This window comes from Niastella vici, from assembly GCF_002077945.1.
GTDB classification, from domain to species: Bacteria; Bacteroidota; Bacteroidia; order Chitinophagales; family Chitinophagaceae; genus Niastella; species Niastella vici.
The window spans coordinates 88,065-109,812 of the sequence record NZ_LVYD01000048.1; the positions used below are offsets into that span (position 1 = coordinate 88,065).

Here is a 21,748-nt window from a genome sequence, read left to right on the forward strand (position 1 = left end):
AATATGTATCTAAAAGGATAATTAATGTTTATAATTTTTTTGATGATATTTAAGCTTATCTTGATAATTTGCTATCATAATTGGTTGCTGCCAGAACATGTTTTAATCAGGGATCTTTTACCTGTTTAAATATATCACAAACCAAAATATCAGTCACATGAGAAAATTCCTACCACTGCTCGCAGTGCTGTTGGGCTGTACGCTATTGGCAGCTGCCCAAACAAAAGAAATATCCGGCAGGATCGTTGACAAAGCCGGCGCCCCCATTCCCAATGCTTCAGTTATTATCAAAGGCACAAATAAAGCCACTGTAGCCGATTTTGATGGTAACTTTTCAATCAAAACAAGCCCGGGAACGTCTCTTACCATTACAGCCGTTGGCTACAAAACAGTTTCCATCAAAACCCAGAATCAAACAGCTTTGACCATCGCACTTGAAAGTGCCGACAAACTGATGGATGAAGTAATTGTTACAGCCGGCGGTATTAAAGCAAAAAGAAAAGAGCTGGGATCTGTTAACACAGTAATAAAATCCGATGCGCTTACTGCCGGAAAGGCCGTTGATATCGCAAACGGTTTACAGGGTAAAGTAGCCGGATTTATGATCAGCGGAACCGGTGGCGGCGTAAACCCTTCGTACAGGTTAATATTACGCGGACAACGGTCTTTAACAGGTAATAACCAGGCGCTGGTTGTATTGGACAACGTAGTAGTGCCCAATACTTTTTTAAGTGGCCTGAATCCTGAAGATATTGATGAAGTTACGGTATTGAATGGAGCAGGTGCAGCCGCGTTGTATGGTTCAATGGCTTCAAACGGCGCCCTCATCATCACCACTAAAAAGGGTAAAAAAGGAACAACCAGTGTAGCAGTTTCCAATACGCTGACTGTTGAATCGGTTGGCTTCTATCCTAAAATTCAAAAGAAATTCGGCGCCGGTGGTAGCGCATATGGTTTGGATGCTAATGGTAAACCTCTTTTTAATTACCTGGAAAACCAATCGTACGGGCCTGCCTTTGATGGTGTAAAAAGACCTTTAGGTGCACCATTGGAAGGTGGTGGACAGGACTCTGCTGTTTATGCATACAACGCGGGGCATTTTAAATTCTGGGAAAAAGGCATAACCAACCAAACCGATCTTTCATTACAAACCGGTGATGACAGATCGACCTTTTATCTTTCGGGGCAGTATGTAAAAGCCACTGGAACTACACCGGGCGATAAAATGAACCGTACAACAGTTAGAATAAACGGTACCCGTAAAGTGGGTGAAAAAGTAAATGTTACCTATTCTTCCTCCTATTCACAAAAACGGTTAGACATAACTACCCAAACCGGAAGCATGTATGCCAATATGCTGAACATGCCTTCCAATGTGGATATTACAAAATATAAGAACTGGAGAACAGATTCATTTGCCAATCCTAATGGATATTATAACCCCTGGTATGCAAATCCGTACTTTACTGCAGATAATAACAGGGCTAATTATCGCGACGATTATCTTACTGCAAGCGTTGAATTAAAGTTCACTCCTGTAAAGGGGCTCGACCTTATTGCCCGCCAGGGTATTTCAACGCATAACTATTCCGGCAAGAATACAGTAGGCGCTTTTACCTATACAGATTATGCCAAACATACCGATCAAAGTTCGAAATCTGATATCTCAGCTTCGGTTAATGACTATGGCAGCTATAATACCAATCTTATAACCGACCTGTTCTTACAATATAATAAAACAGTAAGCGATTTTTCTTTTAATTTAACATCCGGGGCTCAGTTTACACAGAACCAGGCCAAGTATGTGGCCGTTTCGGCAAACGGATTGGTTATTCCCAACCTGTTCAATGTTAGCAATGGCGTTGGTACACCCGGCGCCAGTGAAGGTAACTTTAAAGCCCGCCAGGTGGGTGTATACGGAGACCTGAGAATAGGTTATAAAAACTACCTGTTCCTGCATGCTACCAGCCGTAACGACTGGGTTTCTATTTTGAATCCCGAAAACCGTTCTTTCTTTTACCCATCGGCAGAAGTTTCGTTCATAGCCAGTGAGGTTATTGACGCGCTTAAACAAACCCCCATCAGCTATCTTAAATTAAGGGCTAACTGGTCGAAAGTAGGGCAGGTAAACCTTGGTACAAGCAGCGATTTCGGCGCCTACTATCTGAATCCTATTTATAGCCCAACCAACGGTTTCCCCTATGGCAGCCTTGCCGGTTATTCTGTTGGTAATGGCCTGGTTTCCAAAAACCTCACCCCTGAATTTACAAAAGGCTATGAGTTTGGTTTTGACTTAAATGCCTGGCAAGACAGGATCACTACCAACTTCACCTACTTTGATACAAAAACAACTAATCAAACCGTAACAACTAATATTTCCAATGCAACTGGTTTTACCGGCCTGTTAACCAATGCCGGTCAAACCGAAACAAAAGGGGTAGAAGCTACAGCCAGTGTTGTTGCTTTTCAAAATAAAGACTGGCTGGTAAACGTTGGCGGTAACTATACCTACGAAGACAACTCAGTAATTTATATAACAACCGACTTACCAAAATTGAGTTTGGCGAGCAGTGGCTCAGGTTCTTCTTACGCAGTAGCCGGAAGGACTTTCCCTGTGATTATGGGGTATGATTATGTGAGAGACCCCCAGGGTCATGTAATTGTAGACCGTACTACCGGGTTACCTACCAAAACTGCAGACATTGTTGTATTGGGTAATGCCACTCCCCGCCATCGTTTGGGTTTAAATGGTTCTGTTGAATACAAAGGCATTCGTTTATCATTTGTGTTAGAGCATCGCGGTGATTATAAAATATTCAACTCAATGGGTCCTGAAATGGATTGGTCGGGTACCGGTTACCGTACTGCCGTGTATAACCGCGAAAGCTTTGTTTATCCCAACTCGGTGTACGAAGATCCCAGCAAACCAGGCACCTATATTAAAAATACCAGCGTAGCTATTGCCAATGGCAATGGTAATAATGGTTTTTGGACAGACGGTATAAACAGGGATGTTACTTCGAACTATGTTACTTCTGCTGCCTTCTGGAAATTGAGAGAAGTTACCCTTTCGTATACTTTACCTGCAAGTGTTTTAGGTAAAGTTTCATTTATTAAACAGGCCACGTTCAGTATTCAGGGACGTAACCTGCTTATGTGGATGGCGAAAGATAACTTATATACCGACCCAGAATACAGCACTTCGGGTAACGAGAACAATGGAGTAGGTCTTACAGGTTTGAACTCAGCTCCGCCGTCACGCTTTTACGGCGCCAGCATTTCCCTGAAATTTTAACCGGTAAAATCCAGAACAGAAAACATTCAAAGCAGATAAACACAGAACAAGTTCTTTGCGCTTATCGCTTTACTAAAATAATTAAATATGAGACATGTAATCACTGGTATTGTTATAGGAATGGTGGTTGTAAGCACTTCCTGTAAAAAATACCTCGACATAAATACCAATCCCAATTCGGCTACTACAGCCACACCCGAATTAATATTGCCGCAGGCCCTTGTAAATACAGCCAGTGCCATTAATGCCTATAATACATATGGTTCACAAACAGGATTGTACGCGGCAAATGCCGGCGGCTATGGCGGTTTTGGCGAGTCCATTACTTATAATTATACCACTTCATTTACCGGCCTTTGGGGAACCACTTATGACAACCTGGAAGATTATCAGGCGATCCTTGATAAAACAGATGGAACGGTGAAATATAACTACTTCAATGCTGTTGCCAGGATCATGAAAGCATATGACTTTCAGTTGCTGACAGATGCATTTAACGATATTCCTTTTGAAGATGCGTTAAAAGGGGCCTCAAAATTAGCGCCAGCCTATACCGATGGAAAAACAATTTATAAAAGCCTGGCCGATGAACTGGATAAAGCCATTGCAACGATCAATCAAACATCAACGGGGGTAACTCCATTAGGAAGTTCAGATGTGCTCTTTGCCGGCGATGTAAAAAAATGGAAGCAATTTGCCAACACTATAAAATTAAGGTTACTGATCCGTGGAAAAGGTAAAGTTACTTTTTCAAATTCCACTTTCAGCAGCGATGGCTTTCTTACCAGTGATGCGCTTATAAATCCGGGTTATGTACGCGATAACGGAAAACAAAATCCAGCCTGGAATACCTGGGCTTACGGCTATACCGGATCTGATGGAAATAAAGCATGGATGCCTGCCACCTTTATTTTTAGCTTTTACGATGGTCATATACTGAATGATGCAGGCCGTGGAGCGGCTATTTATTATAAATTTCCGGGCACAGGAACTAACCGCCTTGGCATTGAAAATTATAATGTGGTGGCAAGTCCATCGGGCAGCTTCTGGTTTTCGGGTACCAACCGGGATGGAAAATCAAATGGCAGCCAGGTTGGGGTTTTAAAAGGGCCTAATGCCGGTTTACCCGCTATGCTGGCAGCTGAAAGTTATTTTCTGCAGGCCGAAGCCGTGTTGAGAGGTATAATAACCGGGTCGGACGAAACATTATTTTATAATGGAATAACAGCTTCGTTTAAATACCTGTACACCCTGCCCGATGGTTCTACAACCGCAAGTGCTGCTGATAGTGTTGCGGCTTACAAGGCGAACAATCTATCAAGCGCCCTGGTGACTTATAGTCTTAATACAAGTACTGAGCAAAAAGTTCAGGCAATTATTACGCAGAAATTTATTGCATTGAATTTTATTCATGGGCATGAGGCCTGGAATGAATATCGCCGCACCCATTATCCTGCCATTGTATCTGGAGGAAATGCTTATCAAACGTTTGCTTCCAGTGTATCGGAAAGCCCGCGTACCGATAAACTGCCCACCAGGATCTTATATCCTACTTCTGAAGGGTCGTATAATTCTGAAAATGTGCCTAAAAGCATCAGTCCATTTACCTCATTAATATTCTGGGCCCAATAATCAACAATTAAACTCATTCAATATATGAATCATTTAAGAGTAAGCATATACATTACGTTTATAGCCCTGCTGGGCTTAACATCCTGCTTAAAGAAGGATGGCATGAACATTGATCCCGATAATACCACCAGTAATATCGTTGAACTGCAATTTATTGAAGGCGGTAGCGGAACTACCATCAATTCGGGTATGCAATATTTTACTGGCGGGGCGCTTGTATATCCGCCGAGCGATTTAATGGATACAGCTAATTACAATATAAGTTTTGCCGGCAAAGGCACTTTAAGTAAAGACCTGACTGTATCAATAGCTGTGGACCCTACCAAGGTGCTTGATAACCTGGCAAACGATTCCATTAAATATGTTTTAATGCCCGACTCGTTGTATAAAATAGTTTCTACTACTGCTACCATAAAAGCGGGAGGAAAGATCGCTCATATGCAAATAGTATTTTTCCCTTCAAAAGTTAATCCTGCTATTAGCTATATGTTACCTATTGTAATTAAAGATGCGCAGGACCAAACTATCAGCTCAAATTTTTCAACTATTTACTTCCATTTTATAGGAAATCCATTAGCCGGCAGTTATACGGCTACCGGATATTTTTATCATCCTTCCTCTCCAAGATCCCTTAGCAGGTCAAGGACCTTACCTGCGGCAAACGCCACCACTTTAATTACAGAATTAGGCGACCTGGGCGGAAGCGGGTACTTTGTTGAAATATCTGTTCCCAATCCTTTTAACACTACCACCGTTCAAAATGTCACTATTGCGGTGCATTCAGGCAGCAGCCCCGACCCTGTTCTTATATGGTCAGGCGGTTTGCCTGCCGACAATCCGGGGTATACGGCGGCATGGAGTGGTTCTGCCATGTGTAATAATACATACGATCCCGCCACCCAAACCTTCTACTTAAGATATGGCTATCTTGGTGGAACCGGGTATCGTGTTGCGGAAGAATGGATCAAAAAGAATTAAACGGTTAATAAACGTACAACCCCTCCCGATGCATCGGGAGGGGTTGCTTATTTTAGTAAAGACCTGATTACTGTAACGAAACTTTATACTTTGTTACACTATGGTATTTTTGATTGGGTTGCAGAATGGTAGTAGGGAAATTCGGCTTGTTGGGTGAATCGGGAAAGTGTTGTGTTTCGAGACACAACGCTGTACGGAAGTTCACCGGTTTGCCGCCGCTTACAAAGGTTCCATTGAGGAAGTTACCACTGTAGAACTGGATACCAGGTTCGGTAGTGAATACTTCCAGTTTGCGGCCGCTTGTTGTATCAGTCAGGGTGGCTACCAGTTGCAGGCTGCTGTCTTTACGGTTGATCACATAGTTATGATCGTAACCACCAGGCGCTGCACCAGGCACTGCATCGATGCGTGAACCGATGACCTCAGGTTTGGTAAAATCGAACGGTGTGCCGGCAACGGCTTTGATCTCACCGGTAGGGATCAGCGTAGTGTCAACCGGGGTAAAATGATCAGCCACTAATTGCAGGCTGTGGTTCAGAATAGTGTTCTCAGTACTGCCAGTGAGGTTAAAATAACTGTGGTTGGTTAAGTTAACCGGTGTGGCTTTATCGGTTTCTGCGGTATATTCGATATTCAGCTCATCTGCATCGGTAAGGGTATACACTACCGTTACTTTCAGATTGCCGGGGAAGCCTTCTTCGCCATCTTTGCTGAGGTACGACAGGGTAAGCGCGGGTGTGCTGTCTGCTGCGGGAGTAGCATCCCAAACTACTTTATCAAAACCTTTGTTACCACCGTGCAAATTGTTTTTACCGTTGTTGGCAGCCAGGGTATAGGTTTTGCCATCGAGCTTGAATTTGGCATCGCCAATGCGGTTGCCATAACGGCCAATAAGGGCGCCGAAATAGGGTGGCTTTTTCAGGTAGTCCTGCAGGCTATCCAAACCTACCACCACACTTGATCTATTGCCATGTTTATCGGGGGTAACCCAGGAGGTAACAATACCACCATAGTTGGTGATGCTAACGGTAACCCCGTTTTTATTGGTAAGGGTGAACAACTGCACTTTCTTTCCATCTGTTTCACCCCAATCTTTTGTTGTAACGCCTTGTTTGATCATTGTTGCTGAATTTTCTGTTGAAGGTTGTTTATTTTCGCCTCCGCATGATGCTATGCTGGTGATCAGCGATAACATGGCGACATGGCAAATCAATCTGTTCATATGGTAATCCTTATTTGAGTTTACAAATGGGTTATTAGAAAATTTGTCAAATATCTGATATTTTCCCTATCAGCCAACCTATTTTAACTCCAGCACCACCACTGAGAAAGGCGGCATTTTTACACTCAGCGTTTTGCCTTTGAGGGTAGCGCCCTGGAATGGGGCCGGTTTAATTTTCTCAGGTTCTTCAAAACTGTTATGGTCCTGCAGCTTGCCCGAACTCAGGATGCGGCCGCCTACAGTCTTCAGGTTACCGCCTTCGAGGTTGATGGTCACATCCTGGGTATTTTTTGCATCTATATTCACGAGGGAGATATGTACCAGGTTGTTCGAATCTTTTGAAGCCGAAGCTGAAATGGCCGGCAACGTCTCCTTACCAAACGTATAATTATTGCATTTGATGGTCAAAGGTATAAGTTTAGCATCCTGGTGCACATTATACATTTCCATTACATGGTAAGTAGGCGTCAGGATCATCTTTTCTTCCTTGGTAAGAATAACAGCCTGCAGCACATTCACGGTTTGCGCCAGGTTGGCCATACGAACGCGGTCGCAATGGTTATGGAAAATATTGAGCGTGGCGCCGGCGATCATGGCATCGCGCATGGTGTTCTGCTGATACAGGAAACCGGGATTGGTGCCTGCTTCCACATCGTACCAGCCGCCCCATTCATCCACGACCAGGGCTACGCGTTTTTGCGGATCGTACTTATCCATGATGGCTGAATGCTTTATCACCAGCGAATCCATGAACAGGGCCTGTTTCATGATCTCGAAATATTGTTCTTCGGTGAAATCAACAGCGGGGCCTTTTTTATTCCAGTTTATCACGGAGTAATGATGCAGCGCCAAACCGCCCAGCATGTTGAGCGGAATATTTTTCATCAGCACTTCGGTCCAGTTATAATCCTTTGAATTGGCGCCGGAAGCAATGCGGAAGATCTTTGTTTCGTTCGACCAGCCGGTCATGAAGGTGGCATACTTGCGGTACACGTCGGCATAATATTCGGGTTTCATATTGCCACCGCAACCCCAGGCTTCGTTACCAACACCCCAGAACGATACACGCCAGGGTTTTTCGCGGCCATTTTGCCGGCGCAGATCGGCCATGGGGCTTTTGCCCGCGAAGCTTACATATTGTACCCAGTCGATCAATTCCTGCACGGTGCCACTGCCTACATTACCGGCGAGGTATGGTTCGGTGCCAATGAGCTCACACATATTTAAAAAATCGTGGGTACCAAAGCTGTTGTCTTCGGTAACACCACCCCACCAGGCGTTCACCATAGTAGGCCGTTTGTCTTTTGGCCCAATACCATCTTTCCAGTGATAGGTATCGGCAAAACAGCCGCCGGGCCAGCGCAGGTTGGCGATCTTTAATTTTTTGAGGGCGGCTATAACATCATTGCGTACCCCATTTGTGTTGGGGATGGTTGAATTTTTCTCCCCAACATAAAAACCACCATAGATACAATGGCCCAAATGCTCGGCAAAATGACCATAGATCTGCCGGCTGATGGTAGTTTTTGCAGCGTCTACATTAAATGAAAGGTTATTTTGGGCAAGCACTCCCAAAGCGATCAAACTGTTAGCAAATAGCAATGCAAAGCGTTTCATGTAAAAGCTTTATGATGAATAATTAATGAATGTAAAGAATTGGTAGCTTATAGCAAGGTTGGGAACTGGCAGCATACTGATCGTTAATTTTAGTAAAAAGTTATCATGGAAACCGGGTTATTGGCTTGCCCGGGACGCGAAATCCTTTTTTTCCATTGGGACGTGAAACTAAGATAAAACCATATATATGTCAATTTTACGCTTAATTATTTTTGGTTACCGGTTTCCAGGTTCCGGTTACCGGGCAAAAAATTCGGAGACTCCAACTGCAGGGGAGTGGCCGCCACTCAAGGCCCGGCAACTGGTAACAGGTAACCGGCACCTATTGCCTAATATCCCATTTGACCACTCCCCACTCACTAAAGCCATTTAGTGTAACTTTACACCATGCAACTTCCCGTGGCCCATATTAAAATTAAAAAGATCAATGCCGGTGAACAAACGGAAGTAGATGATGAACTGGCCGTTGAAGAACCGCTGGAGATACAATTGTCGTGGCAGCAGGCAGGCGGTTACGTGCAAAAAAACATTTCTGTGACCATGCGCACGCCCGGTCATGATGCCGAACTGGCCGCCGGTTTTTTATTTACCGAAGGCATTGTTCAGCACATTGATCAAATACAACATATACAGCCGCATCAAAACAGCGTACTGGTTACGCTGGCGCCGGGGTTTGTTCCGCAACTGCAACAGGCCGAACGTAATTTCTATACAACATCCAGCTGCGGTGTTTGCGGTAAAACGGGTATCGACGCCATTAAAACGGTTCCGGCCCATACCCCGCCACCCGATGCGCTGGTGGTGCCGGCCGGTTTATTTTACGGATTGCAGCAGGCCCTTCAGCAAAATCAGGTGGTATTTACCAGCACCGGCGGATTGCATGCGGCCGCCCTGTTCGATGTGAGCGGACAATGCTCCCTGTTGCGTGAGGATGTGGGGCGCCATAATGCGGTTGACAAAGTGATTGGCGCCGCGCTGCAGAACCGGCAATTGCCATTGCCCCAACATATTTTGTTATTGAGCGGAAGGGCCGGTTTTGAATTGATCCAGAAAGCCGTTATGGCGGGCATAAGGGTGATTGCAGCGGTAGGCGCCCCATCGAGCCTGGCCGTAGAGCTGGCGACGGAGCATGGTGTTACTTTGATAGGGTTTCTTCGAAAGGATAGATTCAATGTGTATAGTGGAGCGGAGCGGGTGAAAGTGGGTTGAGTTTGTAAAGGTTAGTTTTGTAAACGTAGGTATAAGAAATAGGAAGTAAGAAGTACGAGGTAAGAAGATAACTAATTTTGAAATTTATTATAAATGACCAGCAGATGGCCGAATGCTATGCATCAGTTACCAATTTTGGGTTCTTCTTATTTCCTACCTCTTACCTCCTACTTCATAAACTTAGTACCCCAATGAATCATTTTAAAAAACAGCTTCATTAGAACAATCATGAGTGACACTCAACATATTCCCGGTGCTGAAAATCCAGAAAAATTCACAGGATTACAGCTCGGTTCCATCAAAAAAACCGCGGCCGGCCTGCCGGCAGTGGTGGAAGCCTTTAAACAGGTGGCCGGTGAAGCCGGTTTGGTACGCGGACTGAAGGCCCTGGCGCATATGAATAAAAAAGACGGGTTCGATTGTCCCAGCTGCGCCTGGCCCGACCCCGATGATGACCGCTCGCCCTTCGGCGAATATTGCGAGAACGGCGCCAAGGCCATTGCCGAAGAAGCCACCCTCAAAAAATTAACCGCCGATTTTTTTGCCGAAAACGCGGTGCAGGACCTGGCCGCCCTTACCGATTATGAAATTGGCCGCAAAGGCCGTATTGCCCAACCCGTATTTTTGCCGGCAGGCGGCACCCATTACCAGCCCATTACCTGGGACGAGGCCTTCAACAAAATTGGCCGGGCCCTCAACAGCCTGTCGTCGCCCGATGAAGCCATTTTTTATACCTCGGGCCGCACCAGCAACGAAGCGGCCTTTCTATACCAGCTTTTTGTGCGCGCCTATGGCACCAACAACCTGCCCGATTGCAGCAACATGTGCCATGAAAGCAGTGGCGTAGCGCTTGGTGAGTCGCTGGGCATTGGCAAAGGATCGGTAAAGCTGGAAGATTTTTATGAAGCGGAAGTGATCATCATCCTCGGGCAAAACCCGGGCACCAATCACCCCCGCATGCTCACCGCCTTACAAAAGGCCAAGGCCAAAGGCGCCCGCATTATTGCGGTGAACCCGTTGCCCGAAACCGGCCTCATGGGTTTCAACAACCCGCAACAGGTAAAGGGACTGCTGGGTATGGATTCCCACCTCACCGATATTTTTCTACCGGTGAAGATCAATGGCGATATGGCCCTGCTGAAAGCCATTGAATACCTGTTATGGCAACACGAACAGGCACAGCCCGGCCAGGTGTTCGACCGCCCGTTCATTGAAAACAACACCCTTGACTTTGATGCCTTCATCAACGACCTGCAACAACAAAACATTGAACAATTAGCACAGGCATGCGGCATTTCTATTGCCCAGCTTACCGAAGTGGCCACCCTGTTAAAAGATAAAACCAGGATCATCGCCTGCTGGGCCATGGGGCTTACGCAGCATGTAAATGCAGTAGATACCATTAAAGAGGTGGTGAACCTGCTACTGCTGAAAGGCAGTATTGGCAAACCCGGGGCAGGCACCTGCCCTGTGAGGGGCCACAGCAATGTACAGGGCGACCGCACCATGGGTATTTATGAAAAACCGGGCAAACTCTTTCTGGATACCATTGCGGCGAATTTCAGCTTTCAGCCGCCCCAGCACCCCGGTTATGATGTAGTAGAAGCCATCAAAGCTATGCATGGCGGAAGGGCTTCAGTATTTATTGCCATGGGTGGTAATTTTCTATCGGCCACGCCCGATACCAATTACACCGCCAATGCCCTGCGTAAATGCACGCTCACCGTTCATGTATCAACCAAGCTCAACCGAAGCCACCTGGTACATGGACAGGAAGCACTGATACTTCCCTGCCTTGGCCGCAGTGATAAAGACCTGCTGAACGGCGAGGAACAATTTGTTTCGTGTGAGAATAGCATGGGCGTAATTCAGTGGTCGAAGGGTGTTTTGCCACCGGTATCGGAGCAGTTGCTGAGCGAACCGGTGATCGTTTGCCGCCTGGCCAAAGCCACCCTGGGCAGCCGCAGCCCCATTGACTGGGATAAATACCTGCAACATTATGACCATATCAGGGACGATATCGAGCGTACCATTCCCGGTTTTGGCGAATACAATAAACGGGTGCGCCAGCCGGGCGGGTTTTATTTACCTAATTGCAACCGAGAAGGGTCATTCAATACCGCATCGAAAAAAGCGCATTTCAATATTGGGCACCATACCCCCATTCATATGTCGGCCGACGAGCTGCTGATGATGACCATTCGCAGCCACGATCAGTTCAATACCACTATTTACGGGCTTAACGACCGGTACCGGGGCATTTATAAAGAAAGGCGGGTGATATTGATGAACCAGCAGGATATGAACAGTCGTGATCTGAAATCAGGCGATGTGGTTGATATTTACAACCACCATGGCGGGGTTGAACGGGTGGCCCATAAATTCATTGTGGTGCCCTATCCTATTCCGGAACAATGCATGGCCACTTATTTTCCCGAGACCAATGTGCTGGTGCCGGTGAACAGCGTGGCGAAGAAAAGTAACACGCCGGTTTCGAAGGCGGTCGTTGTAAGGGTGAAGAAAGTGAGTATTAGTTCGTGAGTTTGTTAGTTTGGGAAAACTTAAAAACTTATCTCCTCTTATATTTACCAACCAATTCTCCATAAGCCACCACATGCCCCTGCATGGCTTTTTCCAGTTCGTTCTTACCGGTATTGGCCGGCAGGGCCAGCTGCGAATCGAGGGCATACACTTTGAAATAATAGCGGTGTACTCCATACGGCGGACAGGGCCCGCCATATCTGTTCTGTCTAAAATCATTGATGCCCTGTTCCCTGAGCGGCGAATCTTCGTGTAAGTGCTTAACCACCGGAATATTCCATGCCAGCCAGTGCACCCAGGCCCTGATGGGCGCATCGGGGTCATCAACGATCAGCGCCAGGCATTTCGCCGAAGAGGGAACGTCGGCAATATCGAGCGGGGGGTTAATATTGGCCCCATCACAGGTAAAGCGCGAAGGAATAAAACCATTGGCATCAAATTCGGGACTGCTTATTTCCAACGCATGCATTTCACGGAACGTTTGCCTGGTTGATGGATCTGAAGAGGTAAATTTCATGGCTACACTTTTGATGTTGTTTGCGGATATTTTTCAAACTGCCGGCCCCCGTATTACCTGTTTTAATGACCTTTTATCAAATATATTATCCGAAATAAACTTTAACAATGACGATGATCACACATTGTTGTGATTGCGGGAATAAGGAGAGTGGGTATCTTTTATTCCAAACCAGTTATGAAGCACAATTTTGGTGAATTTACCCAATAAGTTGTCGCACTTTACCGTTATATATACGCAAATACACTCCATTAAACTTTCCCAAAGCCCCTACGTCATACATAATAATGATTAGTGGCCGGTATATTAACCAGTAATCACATGGATTACAGACTAATATACTTGCAATCCGCCCTGTAGCAGTTGTATTATTGTGATGTGGTTTTCATTCCTTCACTAAAAAATCACTGTTATGTCCAGCTATCCTTTCAACCCAAGCTTCACCAAGCAATTCAGGCAGGAACAAGCCGTTAGTTTTTGCGCTGAAGAAAAACCGTACGAGAACATCGTTTTAAGCACTTATGGCCGCATCACTGAATCTGAAATAAATTTCCTGGGTAGTTCGCTGAACGAACAAATGTGCGATAATGCCATCATTCATCGCCTGCTTAACAAATTGACCCAGAAAGATAGCCAGGATGAAGCCCGCCTGTTGGCCTTTATTCAGGAAACCCACCAGGAATTAAGCGCTCATGCCAATGCCGAACCTTTTACTGCCCAATATTATAAGCACCTCATTGAGTTATTAGCCTCCTTCCTTGACCTGGTAAATGAATATGATACAAACGGACAGGAATTATTACTGGGCAACCTGAATACCTGCTATTTTAATGAAACCAGCTTTGCCGTTAATCAGTCGGTCGACAGTGAAGAAGTTGCTACCATGCACCGCATCATTGAAGATTTCCTGTACCAGATAGGCGAATATTACCAGTATTTTCACATTCTTTTACAGAAAGAAACAGAAAAGGAAAACGATAAGAGCCGGGTACTGGTTATGTCGCATGTAGCTTATTACCTCGATACCCTGATCACCTGCACCGAAAAGATGATCATTAATATTGAAAGCACGCTCGATATGCTGCTGGAATGGGAAACATCCCTGCAAAGCCGCGAGTCGCAGGAATTGTTCAATTAAGTTAAAAATTAACAGTTCAAAGTTACCAGTTCACAGTTTTCAGTTACCAGTTCAAAGTTTTAAGTTCAGAGTTCCCGCTTTTGCCGGCAACGGCACTATTCAGCATTTCCACAGTATATTGCCGTTTAATTTCATGCTCAATCTGGCGCGCTGCCAGGTGCATGCGCACCCTGTTTTTTCTTATACCGGTAAACGCGCAAAATTCTTCAACCGTTATTACATCACGTTTTGATTTCCCGAAGAAATTACGCAGTTCCTGCATAAGCTGCCGGGCTTCTGCCCTGCTTACACTTAGTATTTTGGTAATATCGATCGCATGAATATGCCATTGCCTGAAATAAGGCGTACTGGTTGTAACAGGAATTTTACTGAAGCAGGCCAGCATAGCCGACCTTATACGCGTTTTGCGAAAGCTGGTTTGTGTAGCAGTAACGGATTTAGGTACAAAGGTCATACTGATGATTTCGTTTAAATGGCGCCCCACTGAACAACGCGTTCAGGAGAGTTTTGCCACCATGGCTTTTAGCTACCAATCAGAATGCCTGTTAAAAGTATTATAAACCTTAGGGTAGGCTAATTTACAACTTTTATGCATAAACGGAAATGAGCCCAACGACAATTGATAATAATCAATTCATTACCTCATTTACTCTAAAATTTCGTTAACAATCTCCGGGAAAAAGCCGGCTTTCTACCCTTCTGGCATAAAAATTATGTGTGAAGTAGTAGTCATAACCCGGGGCATATGGAACCTACAAAACACATTCTCGACGATAAATTGCATTGGTATAAGGATGCTATTATATACGAACTGCACATTAAAGCCTTTTGCGACAGCAATGGCGATGGCATTGGCGATTTTGGCGGACTACTGCAAAAGCTTGATTATTTGCAGGAACTGGGTGTAAACGTCATCTGGTTACTGCCTTTTTATCCTTCACCGCTGCGCGACGACGGATACGATATTGCCGATTATTATAGCATCAATACCTCTTATGGCAACATTTCGCAGTTAAAGACCCTGCTCGATGAGGCCCACCAGCGCAACCTGAAAATAATCACCGAGCTGGTAATAAACCACACGAGCGACCAGCACCCCTGGTTTCAGCGGGCGCGCAATGCCGAAAAAGGTTCGCCGGGGAGAGATTATTATGTGTGGACCGACGATCCCAGCCAGTACAAGGATGTGCGCATCATTTTCCAGGATTTTGAAACCTCCAACTGGACCTGGGACCCCGTTGCCCAGCAATATTACTGGCACCGCTTCTTTCATCACCAGCCCGATCTCAATTATGACAACCCGCTGGTGCAACAGGAAGTGTTCAACCTCATCGATTTCTGGTGCAATATGGGCGTTGATGGTTTCCGCCTCGATGCCGTGCCTTACTTATATGAACGCGAAGGCACCAATGGGGAGAACCTGCCCGAAACCCATGCCTTCCTCAAGAAATTACGGGCTCATGTAGACGCGAAATTTCCGGGCACGGTATTACTGGCCGAAGCCAATATGTGGCCCGAAGATTCAGCCAGCTATTTTGGCGAAGGCGATGAATGCCATATGAACTATCATTTCCCGGTAATGCCGCGCATGTTCATGGCCCTGCAAATGGAAGACCGCTACCCTATCACTGATATTTTCGATCAAACCCCGGCCATACCCCCCACCTGTCAGTGGGCTATCTTTTTGCGCAACCACGATGAGCTCACGTTGGAAATGGTGACCGATGAAGAGCGCGATTACATGTATAAAGTGTACGCAAAGGACCCCAAGGCGCGCATCAACCTGGGCATACGCCACCGGCTGGCGCCCCTGATGGAAAATAACCGCGAAAAAATTGAATTGCTTAACTCGCTGCTGTTCTCATTGCCCGGCACGCCGGTGATCTATTACGGCGATGAGATTGGCATGGGTGATAATTTCTATTTAGGCGACCGCGACGGCGTACGCACGCCCATGCAATGGTCGCCCGACCGCAATGCGGGGTTCTCGCATAGCAACCCGCATCAATTATACCTGCCGCTGATACTTGACCCCGAATACCATTACGAATCGGTGAACGTGGAAATGCAGCGTCGCAATACCTCGTCGTTGTTCTGGTTCATGAAACGCATGATCAACATGCGTAAAAAACACAAAGCCTTCGGGCGCGGCGATCTCACCTTTCTTAATGTCGACAACCCCAAGGTGCTGGCCTTTTTGCGCCGGTACGAAGAGGAAACGTTGCTGATAGTGGTGAACCTGTCGAAGTTTGCGCAGGTGGCAGAAGTGCCATTAGAAGGATACAAGGGGTTTGCATTGATAGAATTGATGAGCAGGAACAAATTTCCCGCAGTGGGTAAGGGCGAAACTTACTTTTTTACATTGGGCCCGCACACCTGGTTGTGGTTATCGTTAGAAAAAGCGCATCCTGAAATTGATGCCCAAAAAGCGATACCGCTGTTGCAGCTGAATAAATGGGAAGATGTGGTGAGTAAAACCACCCGGGCCGAACTGGAGAACGCCATTCTGCCGGTTTACCTCAAACAAAGCAAATGGTTTACCGGCCGGGCCCGAACCGTACATAATGTGGAGATCATCAATTATGTGAACCTTCCTGCAACACCGCACGAGGCCATGCTGTTGTTGTTTGAAGTTACGTACGAAAGCGGCCTGCCCGAAATGTACCAGTTGATCGTAATGTTTGCCACGAATGCAGTGGCCCAAAAACTGGGGAACAGTTTTCCTCATTCCATTATAGCCTATATGCATATAGGTGAGCAGGACGGCATTTTATGCGATGCATTGTTTGTTACCAGTTTCCAGCAATGGCTGTTTCAGCAATTGACGCGCAATGAAACGCTGGCCGGCCGCGATAATAACCAGATCCGGTTCTACAACAACGGTACATTAAACACCTACGCTACCCAACACGATGATATCAAATCAAAAGTATACGAAGGCGACCGCTTTCATGGGGCTATAACCTACGATAATAATTTCTTCCTTACCTTTTACCGGCGGGTCGATTATTTTATTAATCCCGATGCAGAGATCTCCCATTTTCTGAGCGAAAAAGTCAGGTATGAACATATCCCTGCTTTTTTAGGCGCCATGGAATGGATGACAGAAAAAGGAATGATCACCATGGGCATGATGCAGGTGATGGTTGAGAACCATGGTAACGGCTACACGTATATGTTGGAGCGGGTGCATAACTATATTGAACGCATTTTGGCCATGAACCAGGACAACCTGCCTTCCTGGGAACACCAGGGCAACCTCACCGAGCCGGTGGCGTTTGAGCAAATACCCAATGGATTGAAAGAACTGTTGGGCGGCCGCGCGGCCGATCAGGCGCGCCTTATAGGTACGCGCACCGGCGAAATGCACCTGGCGCTGGCTGCGGGTTTTGAGTTGAAAGATTTTAAACCCGAAGAATTCTCGCTGCATTATCAGCGGTCATTATTCTCGGCCATGGTATCGCTGGTGCGGGAAGTTTTTCAGAACCTGAAAAGGAACCTTGCCCGCCTGCCTGAAGATATGCGCATTGAAGCGGAAGAGCTGCTCAAACACCGCGATGATGTGTTGAATGTGTTCAAAAAGATATACACCAAAAAACTGGATGTACTAAAGATCCGCATTCATGGGTATTACACCCTGAGCCAGGTACTGTTGACGGGGAAAGATATTGCCATTCAGGGTTATGGCGGCGATCCGCTTCGCCCTTACAGCGAAAGAAGGTTGAAAAGATCACCGCTGCACGATGTAGCCACCATGCTGCGCTCCATTCACAATACAGGTTATGATGGCTTTCACCGCAACCATCATATATTAAAAGATAATATACCGAAGTATGTTCCTTTTATTCGGCTGTGGGCGCATTATATGGGTGGATTTTTTATGAAAGCCTATCTCGATACCGTTAAAGGCAGCCGGTTTGTGCCTGCAGATAAAACTGATTTCAGGGTAATGATACAAACATTTTTACTCGAAAAATCGTTATTAGATCTGAACCATGCGTTGAATAACGGTTTTGGTTCAATGGTGGTGCCAATGAGAACTATAAAGACTATCATTAAGTAGTGGAAAAATTTGATATTGTTAAGATTTGATAATGAGATAATGAAAGGCAGAAGTAAGATGTAAGAAGTAGGAAGTAAGAAATTTCAATTGCGCCCCCTTTAGGGGGCTGGTGGGCATAAAAAAGGACGGACCTTTCGGTCCGCCCCCGTCTAACGTTGGTAGCTTGTAGTTACTATTAATAACCTTTATGCTATCAGCGTTTGCTTAACCAAATCAGGTTTTCGAGTTAAGATAACAGATATGCTCTGTTTTTTCAGTGGATAGTTTCCTGTTCCCGTTCTTGCCTCTTTTCAAACAATAGCTGAAACAGATACCTATCTTCCGCCTTAACCGATCGCCTTTTTGATTAATCCGACATAAAGATACTATTAGAGAGAAGTGGAAAACAATGACGGTGATCATATCAACTTTATTTTGATGATCCCCAATAATTTCGATGATCTTAATCAATATCCTGCTACTAATTTAATTTGTATCTGCTTAATCATCACACAATTGTATTTTGTGGTAAACAAGAATGGTTTTTAAATCGTTATTGATACAATTGAAGTAATAATAATTGGTAAATTACTGGCAAAATCGATCGGGTTCCGGTACAAATTATGACATCATTCTGGACTGAAAATAGCATCCTTACTAATCAAAGCGAAAATACGCCGCCGGCAGAAATCTTCGACGAATTCTGCCAGGCGATAGGATACTATTATCAACAGAAAGGATACAAGTACAACAAGAGCCGCCCCAAAGTGAAGATAGAATCGAAAGACCTTTTTGTGGAGATCAATTTCTGGAGCTCTAGAAGTAATATGGCCGGCAGCAGCGTTGGCCTCGAAATATTACCCTATGTAGGTTCCAAAAAATTGAAGAAATGGATCAAGACCAACAAAACCGGGCGCAACGAATACATCTACGGCCCCACCAAATATGATTTCCGCTTTCAGAATATTTATGGCGCATCCGTCGATTTCTATCTTGACCTTATTCTTAAAATAGATAAATACATAGCTGCCCAGCTTGATATAGAAGACAACAAGCAATTCATTGATAAATTACTGGCCGATAGCAACAGCGAGCTCATCATCGATAATTTTGCCTGCTACCTGGCCATGACCAATGACCCGCGCTTATCAGCATACATTGAAGAACATCCCGATGGTGTTGGTGAAGAGTTGGCGGGTAAATTAAGAGCGTTGAGTACCATTGACACCAACAACTCAATAACCCAATAACTCCATTTTACTTTCATTTCCGGTTCTATCAACTGCCGATACTGCAATTCGGTTCAATGTATCTTTTCCTGCAAGCAAACTCACCACAAAAGAACGGTCGCGCCGGTTGAGGATCGTGTAACTCCATTTGTTTCCATATTGATAATACACTACCCAATGAAAAACAGCCTGTTCATTGGTATGCGTCCAGCTTATTTGTAATGAATCGCCTGCCTTCTTTGTATTTACGCGTGGCAATTCGGGCGCCGTAGCATTGAGCCAGGGGCAGGCCGGCACCAGCGCCTGCTTTTTATACGGACCTTCAACCACTGCTTTTGCCAGGTTGCTATCCTTTGTTAAGGAACCTATGCTCCAATGCACATCACCACTATTATCGGGCAACATACCGCGGGTGACCATGATCTGGTTCAACACTTCGGTTGTATTGGCAGCAGTGGTATCGCGGCCAACACTGATGCCCGGCCATAAATGACGGTGCATTTTATTTTCATTTGCCCACCAGCCTAACAAAATGGGAAAGCTTACAGTTGGGCTGCTTATTTTCCAGTACAATTGCGGAGTAAAATAATCTATCCAGCCTTCATTCAGCCATAAGCGGGCATCGGCATACAACTGGTTATACTGATCAAACCCTTCCACAATAGAAGGATAACCGGGCCGCCAGGTTCCAAACGGACTAAGCCCAAACTTTACATACGGCTTTTCGGCTTTTATATTTTTATATAACTCCTGAATGAAGGTGTTCACACTATTCCGCCGCCAGTCGCCGCGGCTTAGTTTGCCACCATGCTGCACATATTGCTGCCAGCTGACCGAATCAGGGAAATCGGCATTACCGTTATAGGAAGGATAGGGATAAAAATAATCATCGAAGTGAATGCCATCAACATCATAGCGCTTTACAATATCCATCACCACGGCTGTTGCGTGTTCCTGCGTTCCGGGTTTTGAGGGGTCGAACCACCAGTGACCGTCTTTCAGGTTTACCACCAGGCCGGGTTTCTTTTTAACCAGCGAACTGTCGGTGACAGCGCCACCGGCCGGCGAATGCGCCCGGTATGGGTTTAACCAGGCATGTAGTTCAAGGCCGCGGTCATGCGCTGCTTCAATCCAGAACTGCAATGGATCATAATAAGGCTCGGGCGCTTTTCCCTGTGTACCCGTAAGAAAATACGACCAGGGCTCCAGATCGCTTTGGTACAAAGCATCGGCCTGCGGCCTTATTTGAAGGATCACCGCATTAAAATGATGCGCCTGTAAAAAGTCGAGTAACTGAATGGCCTCCCGTTGTTGCTCTTCGGTTGTTAAGCCACGTTTGCTGGGCCAGTTGATATTGGCTACCGACGCCACCCAGGCAGCACGAAATTCGGCAGCTGCTTTGGGCAATTGCAATTGTTGTTGAGCTGGCTCCTTAGTTGGTTTGGAAGCAGCGCAGGAATGCAGTAACACAAGAAAAAAGCAGGTGGCTGCAAACAAGGATAGCCTTCCTAACATAGCGTGTGATTTCTGATTTCGGGATTTAGAGATTTTGAGATTTCTTTTATCCGGTCAGGTTTACTGATCATTCTTAATGAAATCTCAAAATCCAGAAATCTCCAAATCTCAAAATCAAAATTAAGGGGTATCGGGCAAAATTTGAACCTGAATATTCTTAAAGTATACCTTACTGTTGGGGTCGTGGCCCTGTAAGGCGAAGGTGCCGCTTGAAAACACCCGGTCCTTCATATCGGCGGGCCGTTGTACATCGGCCGGTTCAGTATAATCAACTACTACTTTACCATTCACTTTAATGGTCACATGCTTATCCTTTACAATGAACTCTTCGGTAAACCATTCGTTATCCTTTGCGTAAACCTCTTTTACATCCTGTACGGCATACAGGCTGCCTGTACGGCGCCAGTCGGTATGCGAATTGTTCACCTGCACCTCATAACCTTTGGAAGGCCAGCTTTTTTCCTGGTAAGCAGTATGGAAATATATGCCTGAGTTAGAACCGGGCGTGGTTTTTACCTGAGCTTTAAAATGGAAGTTCTTGAAATTATGGTCCTGCACAGGGCCGTTATAAAACAAATGCGCAGTAGGTCCATGGGCAATGATCATTCCGCTGTCGACTGTAAAAGTAGCAGCGTTCTCCCCTACTTTCCAGTTAGTAAGTGTTTTACCGTCGAAGAGGGAGATCCATTTACCGGTTTGTTTTTGAGCAACTGCCATACCAGCCAGCAAACAACCGGCGATCGTTAACAGGCATGATAATTTTTTCATTTGTCTAATTTGCATGAAGGTACGCGTTTAGCAAACTAAAAAAAG

The 21,748-nt window shown here is 45.6% G+C and carries 14 protein-coding genes; 8 read left to right on the forward strand and 6 right to left on the reverse strand.

What is annotated here, in order from left to right; genetic code table 11:
* Positions 1-157 precede the first annotated feature (157 nt).
* From A3860_RS18255 to A3860_RS18265, 3 genes are all read left to right on the forward strand, one after another.
* Entirely contained in the window at positions 158-3,295 is a 3,138-nt protein-coding gene (locus tag A3860_RS18255; protein WP_081148190.1) for a SusC/RagA family TonB-linked outer membrane protein, read from the forward strand.
* An 87-nt stretch (positions 3,296-3,382) separates the two neighbouring features.
* Positions 3,383-4,927 (forward strand): SusD/RagB family nutrient-binding outer membrane lipoprotein, encoded by a 1,545-nt coding sequence (locus A3860_RS18260; protein ID WP_081148192.1) that lies wholly within the window; start codon positions 3,383-3,385, stop codon positions 4,925-4,927.
* Positions 4,928-4,951: 24 nt separating this feature from the next.
* Positions 4,952-5,905 carry a DUF1735 domain-containing protein gene (locus A3860_RS18265; RefSeq protein WP_081148194.1) on the forward strand — a complete coding sequence of 318 codons (954 nt, stop codon included), beginning with the start codon at positions 4,952-4,954 and terminating at the stop codon, positions 5,903-5,905.
* A gap of 67 nt (positions 5,906-5,972) precedes the next feature.
* Here the strand turns inward: A3860_RS18265 and A3860_RS18270 are convergent, their stop codons facing one another.
* Both A3860_RS18270 and A3860_RS18275 read right to left on the reverse strand, forming a co-directional pair.
* Positions 5,973-7,127, reverse strand: coding sequence for an aldose epimerase family protein (locus A3860_RS18270; RefSeq protein WP_081148196.1), 1,155 nt, complete (start codon positions 7,125-7,127; stop codon positions 5,973-5,975).
* A 78-nt stretch (positions 7,128-7,205) separates the two neighbouring features.
* Complete coding sequence (locus tag A3860_RS18275; protein WP_081148198.1) at positions 7,206-8,744, reverse strand: alpha-N-arabinofuranosidase; 1,539 nt, start codon at positions 8,742-8,744, stop codon at positions 7,206-7,208.
* A gap of 387 nt (positions 8,745-9,131) precedes the next feature.
* Between A3860_RS18275 and fdhD the strand changes: the two genes are divergently transcribed.
* Entirely contained in the window at positions 9,132-9,953 is an 822-nt protein-coding gene (gene fdhD / locus A3860_RS18285) for a formate dehydrogenase accessory sulfurtransferase FdhD (RefSeq protein WP_081148202.1), read from the forward strand.
* Positions 9,954-10,181: 228 nt separating this feature from the next.
* On the forward strand, positions 10,182-12,494 hold the full coding sequence (locus A3860_RS18290) for an FdhF/YdeP family oxidoreductase (protein ID WP_081148204.1): 2,313 nt from the start codon (positions 10,182-10,184) through the stop codon (positions 12,492-12,494).
* A 28-nt stretch (positions 12,495-12,522) separates the two neighbouring features.
* Here A3860_RS18290 and A3860_RS18295 read toward each other — a convergent pair whose 3' ends face one another.
* The gene (locus A3860_RS18295; RefSeq protein WP_081148206.1) at positions 12,523-13,011 is read right to left on the reverse strand and encodes a YbhB/YbcL family Raf kinase inhibitor-like protein; all 489 of its coding nucleotides are present in this window, start codon (positions 13,009-13,011) and stop codon (positions 12,523-12,525) included.
* Between the two features lie 412 nt (positions 13,012-13,423).
* On the opposite strand from A3860_RS18295, the gene A3860_RS18300 reads away from it, so the two are divergent.
* On the forward strand, positions 13,424-14,149 hold the full coding sequence (locus A3860_RS18300; RefSeq protein WP_081148208.1) for a hypothetical protein: 726 nt from the start codon (positions 13,424-13,426) through the stop codon (positions 14,147-14,149).
* A 43-nt stretch (positions 14,150-14,192) separates the two neighbouring features.
* Here A3860_RS18300 and A3860_RS18305 read toward each other — a convergent pair whose 3' ends face one another.
* Positions 14,193-14,603, reverse strand: coding sequence for a hypothetical protein (locus A3860_RS18305; protein WP_081148210.1), 411 nt, complete (start codon positions 14,601-14,603; stop codon positions 14,193-14,195).
* Positions 14,604-14,894: 291 nt separating this feature from the next.
* Here A3860_RS18305 and treS point away from each other — a divergent pair, with 291 nt between their 5' ends.
* Positions 14,895-18,212, forward strand: coding sequence for a maltose alpha-D-glucosyltransferase (gene treS, locus A3860_RS18310; protein ID WP_081148213.1), 3,318 nt, complete (start codon positions 14,895-14,897; stop codon positions 18,210-18,212).
* Positions 18,213-18,814: 602 nt separating this feature from the next.
* Complete coding sequence (locus A3860_RS18315) at positions 18,815-19,441, forward strand: hypothetical protein (RefSeq protein ID WP_081148216.1); 627 nt, start codon at positions 18,815-18,817, stop codon at positions 19,439-19,441.
* Here the strand turns inward: A3860_RS18315 and A3860_RS18320 are convergent.
* Together A3860_RS18320 and A3860_RS18325 are read right to left on the reverse strand one after the other, a co-directional pair.
* Positions 19,427-20,935, reverse strand: coding sequence for a glycoside hydrolase family 10 protein (locus A3860_RS18320; protein ID WP_081148218.1), 1,509 nt, complete (start codon positions 20,933-20,935; stop codon positions 19,427-19,429). The genes A3860_RS18315 and A3860_RS18320 overlap by 15 nt on opposite strands.
* A 120-nt stretch (positions 20,936-21,055) precedes the next feature.
* On the reverse strand, positions 21,056-21,703 hold the full coding sequence (locus tag A3860_RS18325) for a 3-keto-disaccharide hydrolase (protein ID WP_081148220.1): 648 nt from the start codon (positions 21,701-21,703) through the stop codon (positions 21,056-21,058).
* Between the last annotated feature and the right edge of the window lie 45 nt (positions 21,704-21,748).

Bases quoted from the DNA above. Each gene is read 5' to 3' on its own strand.
- A3860_RS18255 (WP_081148190.1), top strand. From the start codon at position 158: ATGAGAAAATTCCTACCACTGCTCGCAGTGCTGTTGGGCTGTACGCTA.
- A3860_RS18260 (WP_081148192.1), top strand. From the start codon at position 3,383: ATGAGACATGTAATCACTGGTATTGTTATAGGAATGGTGGTTGTAAGC.
- A3860_RS18265 (WP_081148194.1), top strand. From the start codon at position 4,952: ATGAATCATTTAAGAGTAAGCATATACATTACGTTTATAGCCCTGCTG.
- A3860_RS18270 (WP_081148196.1), bottom strand. From the start codon at position 7,127: ATGAACAGATTGATTTGCCATGTCGCCATGTTATCGCTGATCACCAGC.
- A3860_RS18275 (WP_081148198.1), bottom strand. From the start codon at position 8,744: ATGAAACGCTTTGCATTGCTATTTGCTAACAGTTTGATCGCTTTGGGA.
- fdhD (WP_081148202.1), top strand. From the start codon at position 9,132: ATGCAACTTCCCGTGGCCCATATTAAAATTAAAAAGATCAATGCCGGT.
- A3860_RS18290 (WP_081148204.1), top strand. From the start codon at position 10,182: ATGAGTGACACTCAACATATTCCCGGTGCTGAAAATCCAGAAAAATTC.
- A3860_RS18295 (WP_081148206.1), bottom strand. From the start codon at position 13,011: ATGAAATTTACCTCTTCAGATCCATCAACCAGGCAAACGTTCCGTGAA.
- A3860_RS18300 (WP_081148208.1), top strand. From the start codon at position 13,424: ATGTCCAGCTATCCTTTCAACCCAAGCTTCACCAAGCAATTCAGGCAG.
- A3860_RS18305 (WP_081148210.1), bottom strand. From the start codon at position 14,603: ATGACCTTTGTACCTAAATCCGTTACTGCTACACAAACCAGCTTTCGC.
- treS (WP_081148213.1), top strand. From the start codon at position 14,895: ATGGAACCTACAAAACACATTCTCGACGATAAATTGCATTGGTATAAG.
- A3860_RS18315 (WP_081148216.1), top strand. From the start codon at position 18,815: ATGACATCATTCTGGACTGAAAATAGCATCCTTACTAATCAAAGCGAA.
- A3860_RS18320 (WP_081148218.1), bottom strand. From the start codon at position 20,935: ATGTTAGGAAGGCTATCCTTGTTTGCAGCCACCTGCTTTTTTCTTGTG.
- A3860_RS18325 (WP_081148220.1), bottom strand. From the start codon at position 21,703: ATGAAAAAATTATCATGCCTGTTAACGATCGCCGGTTGTTTGCTGGCT.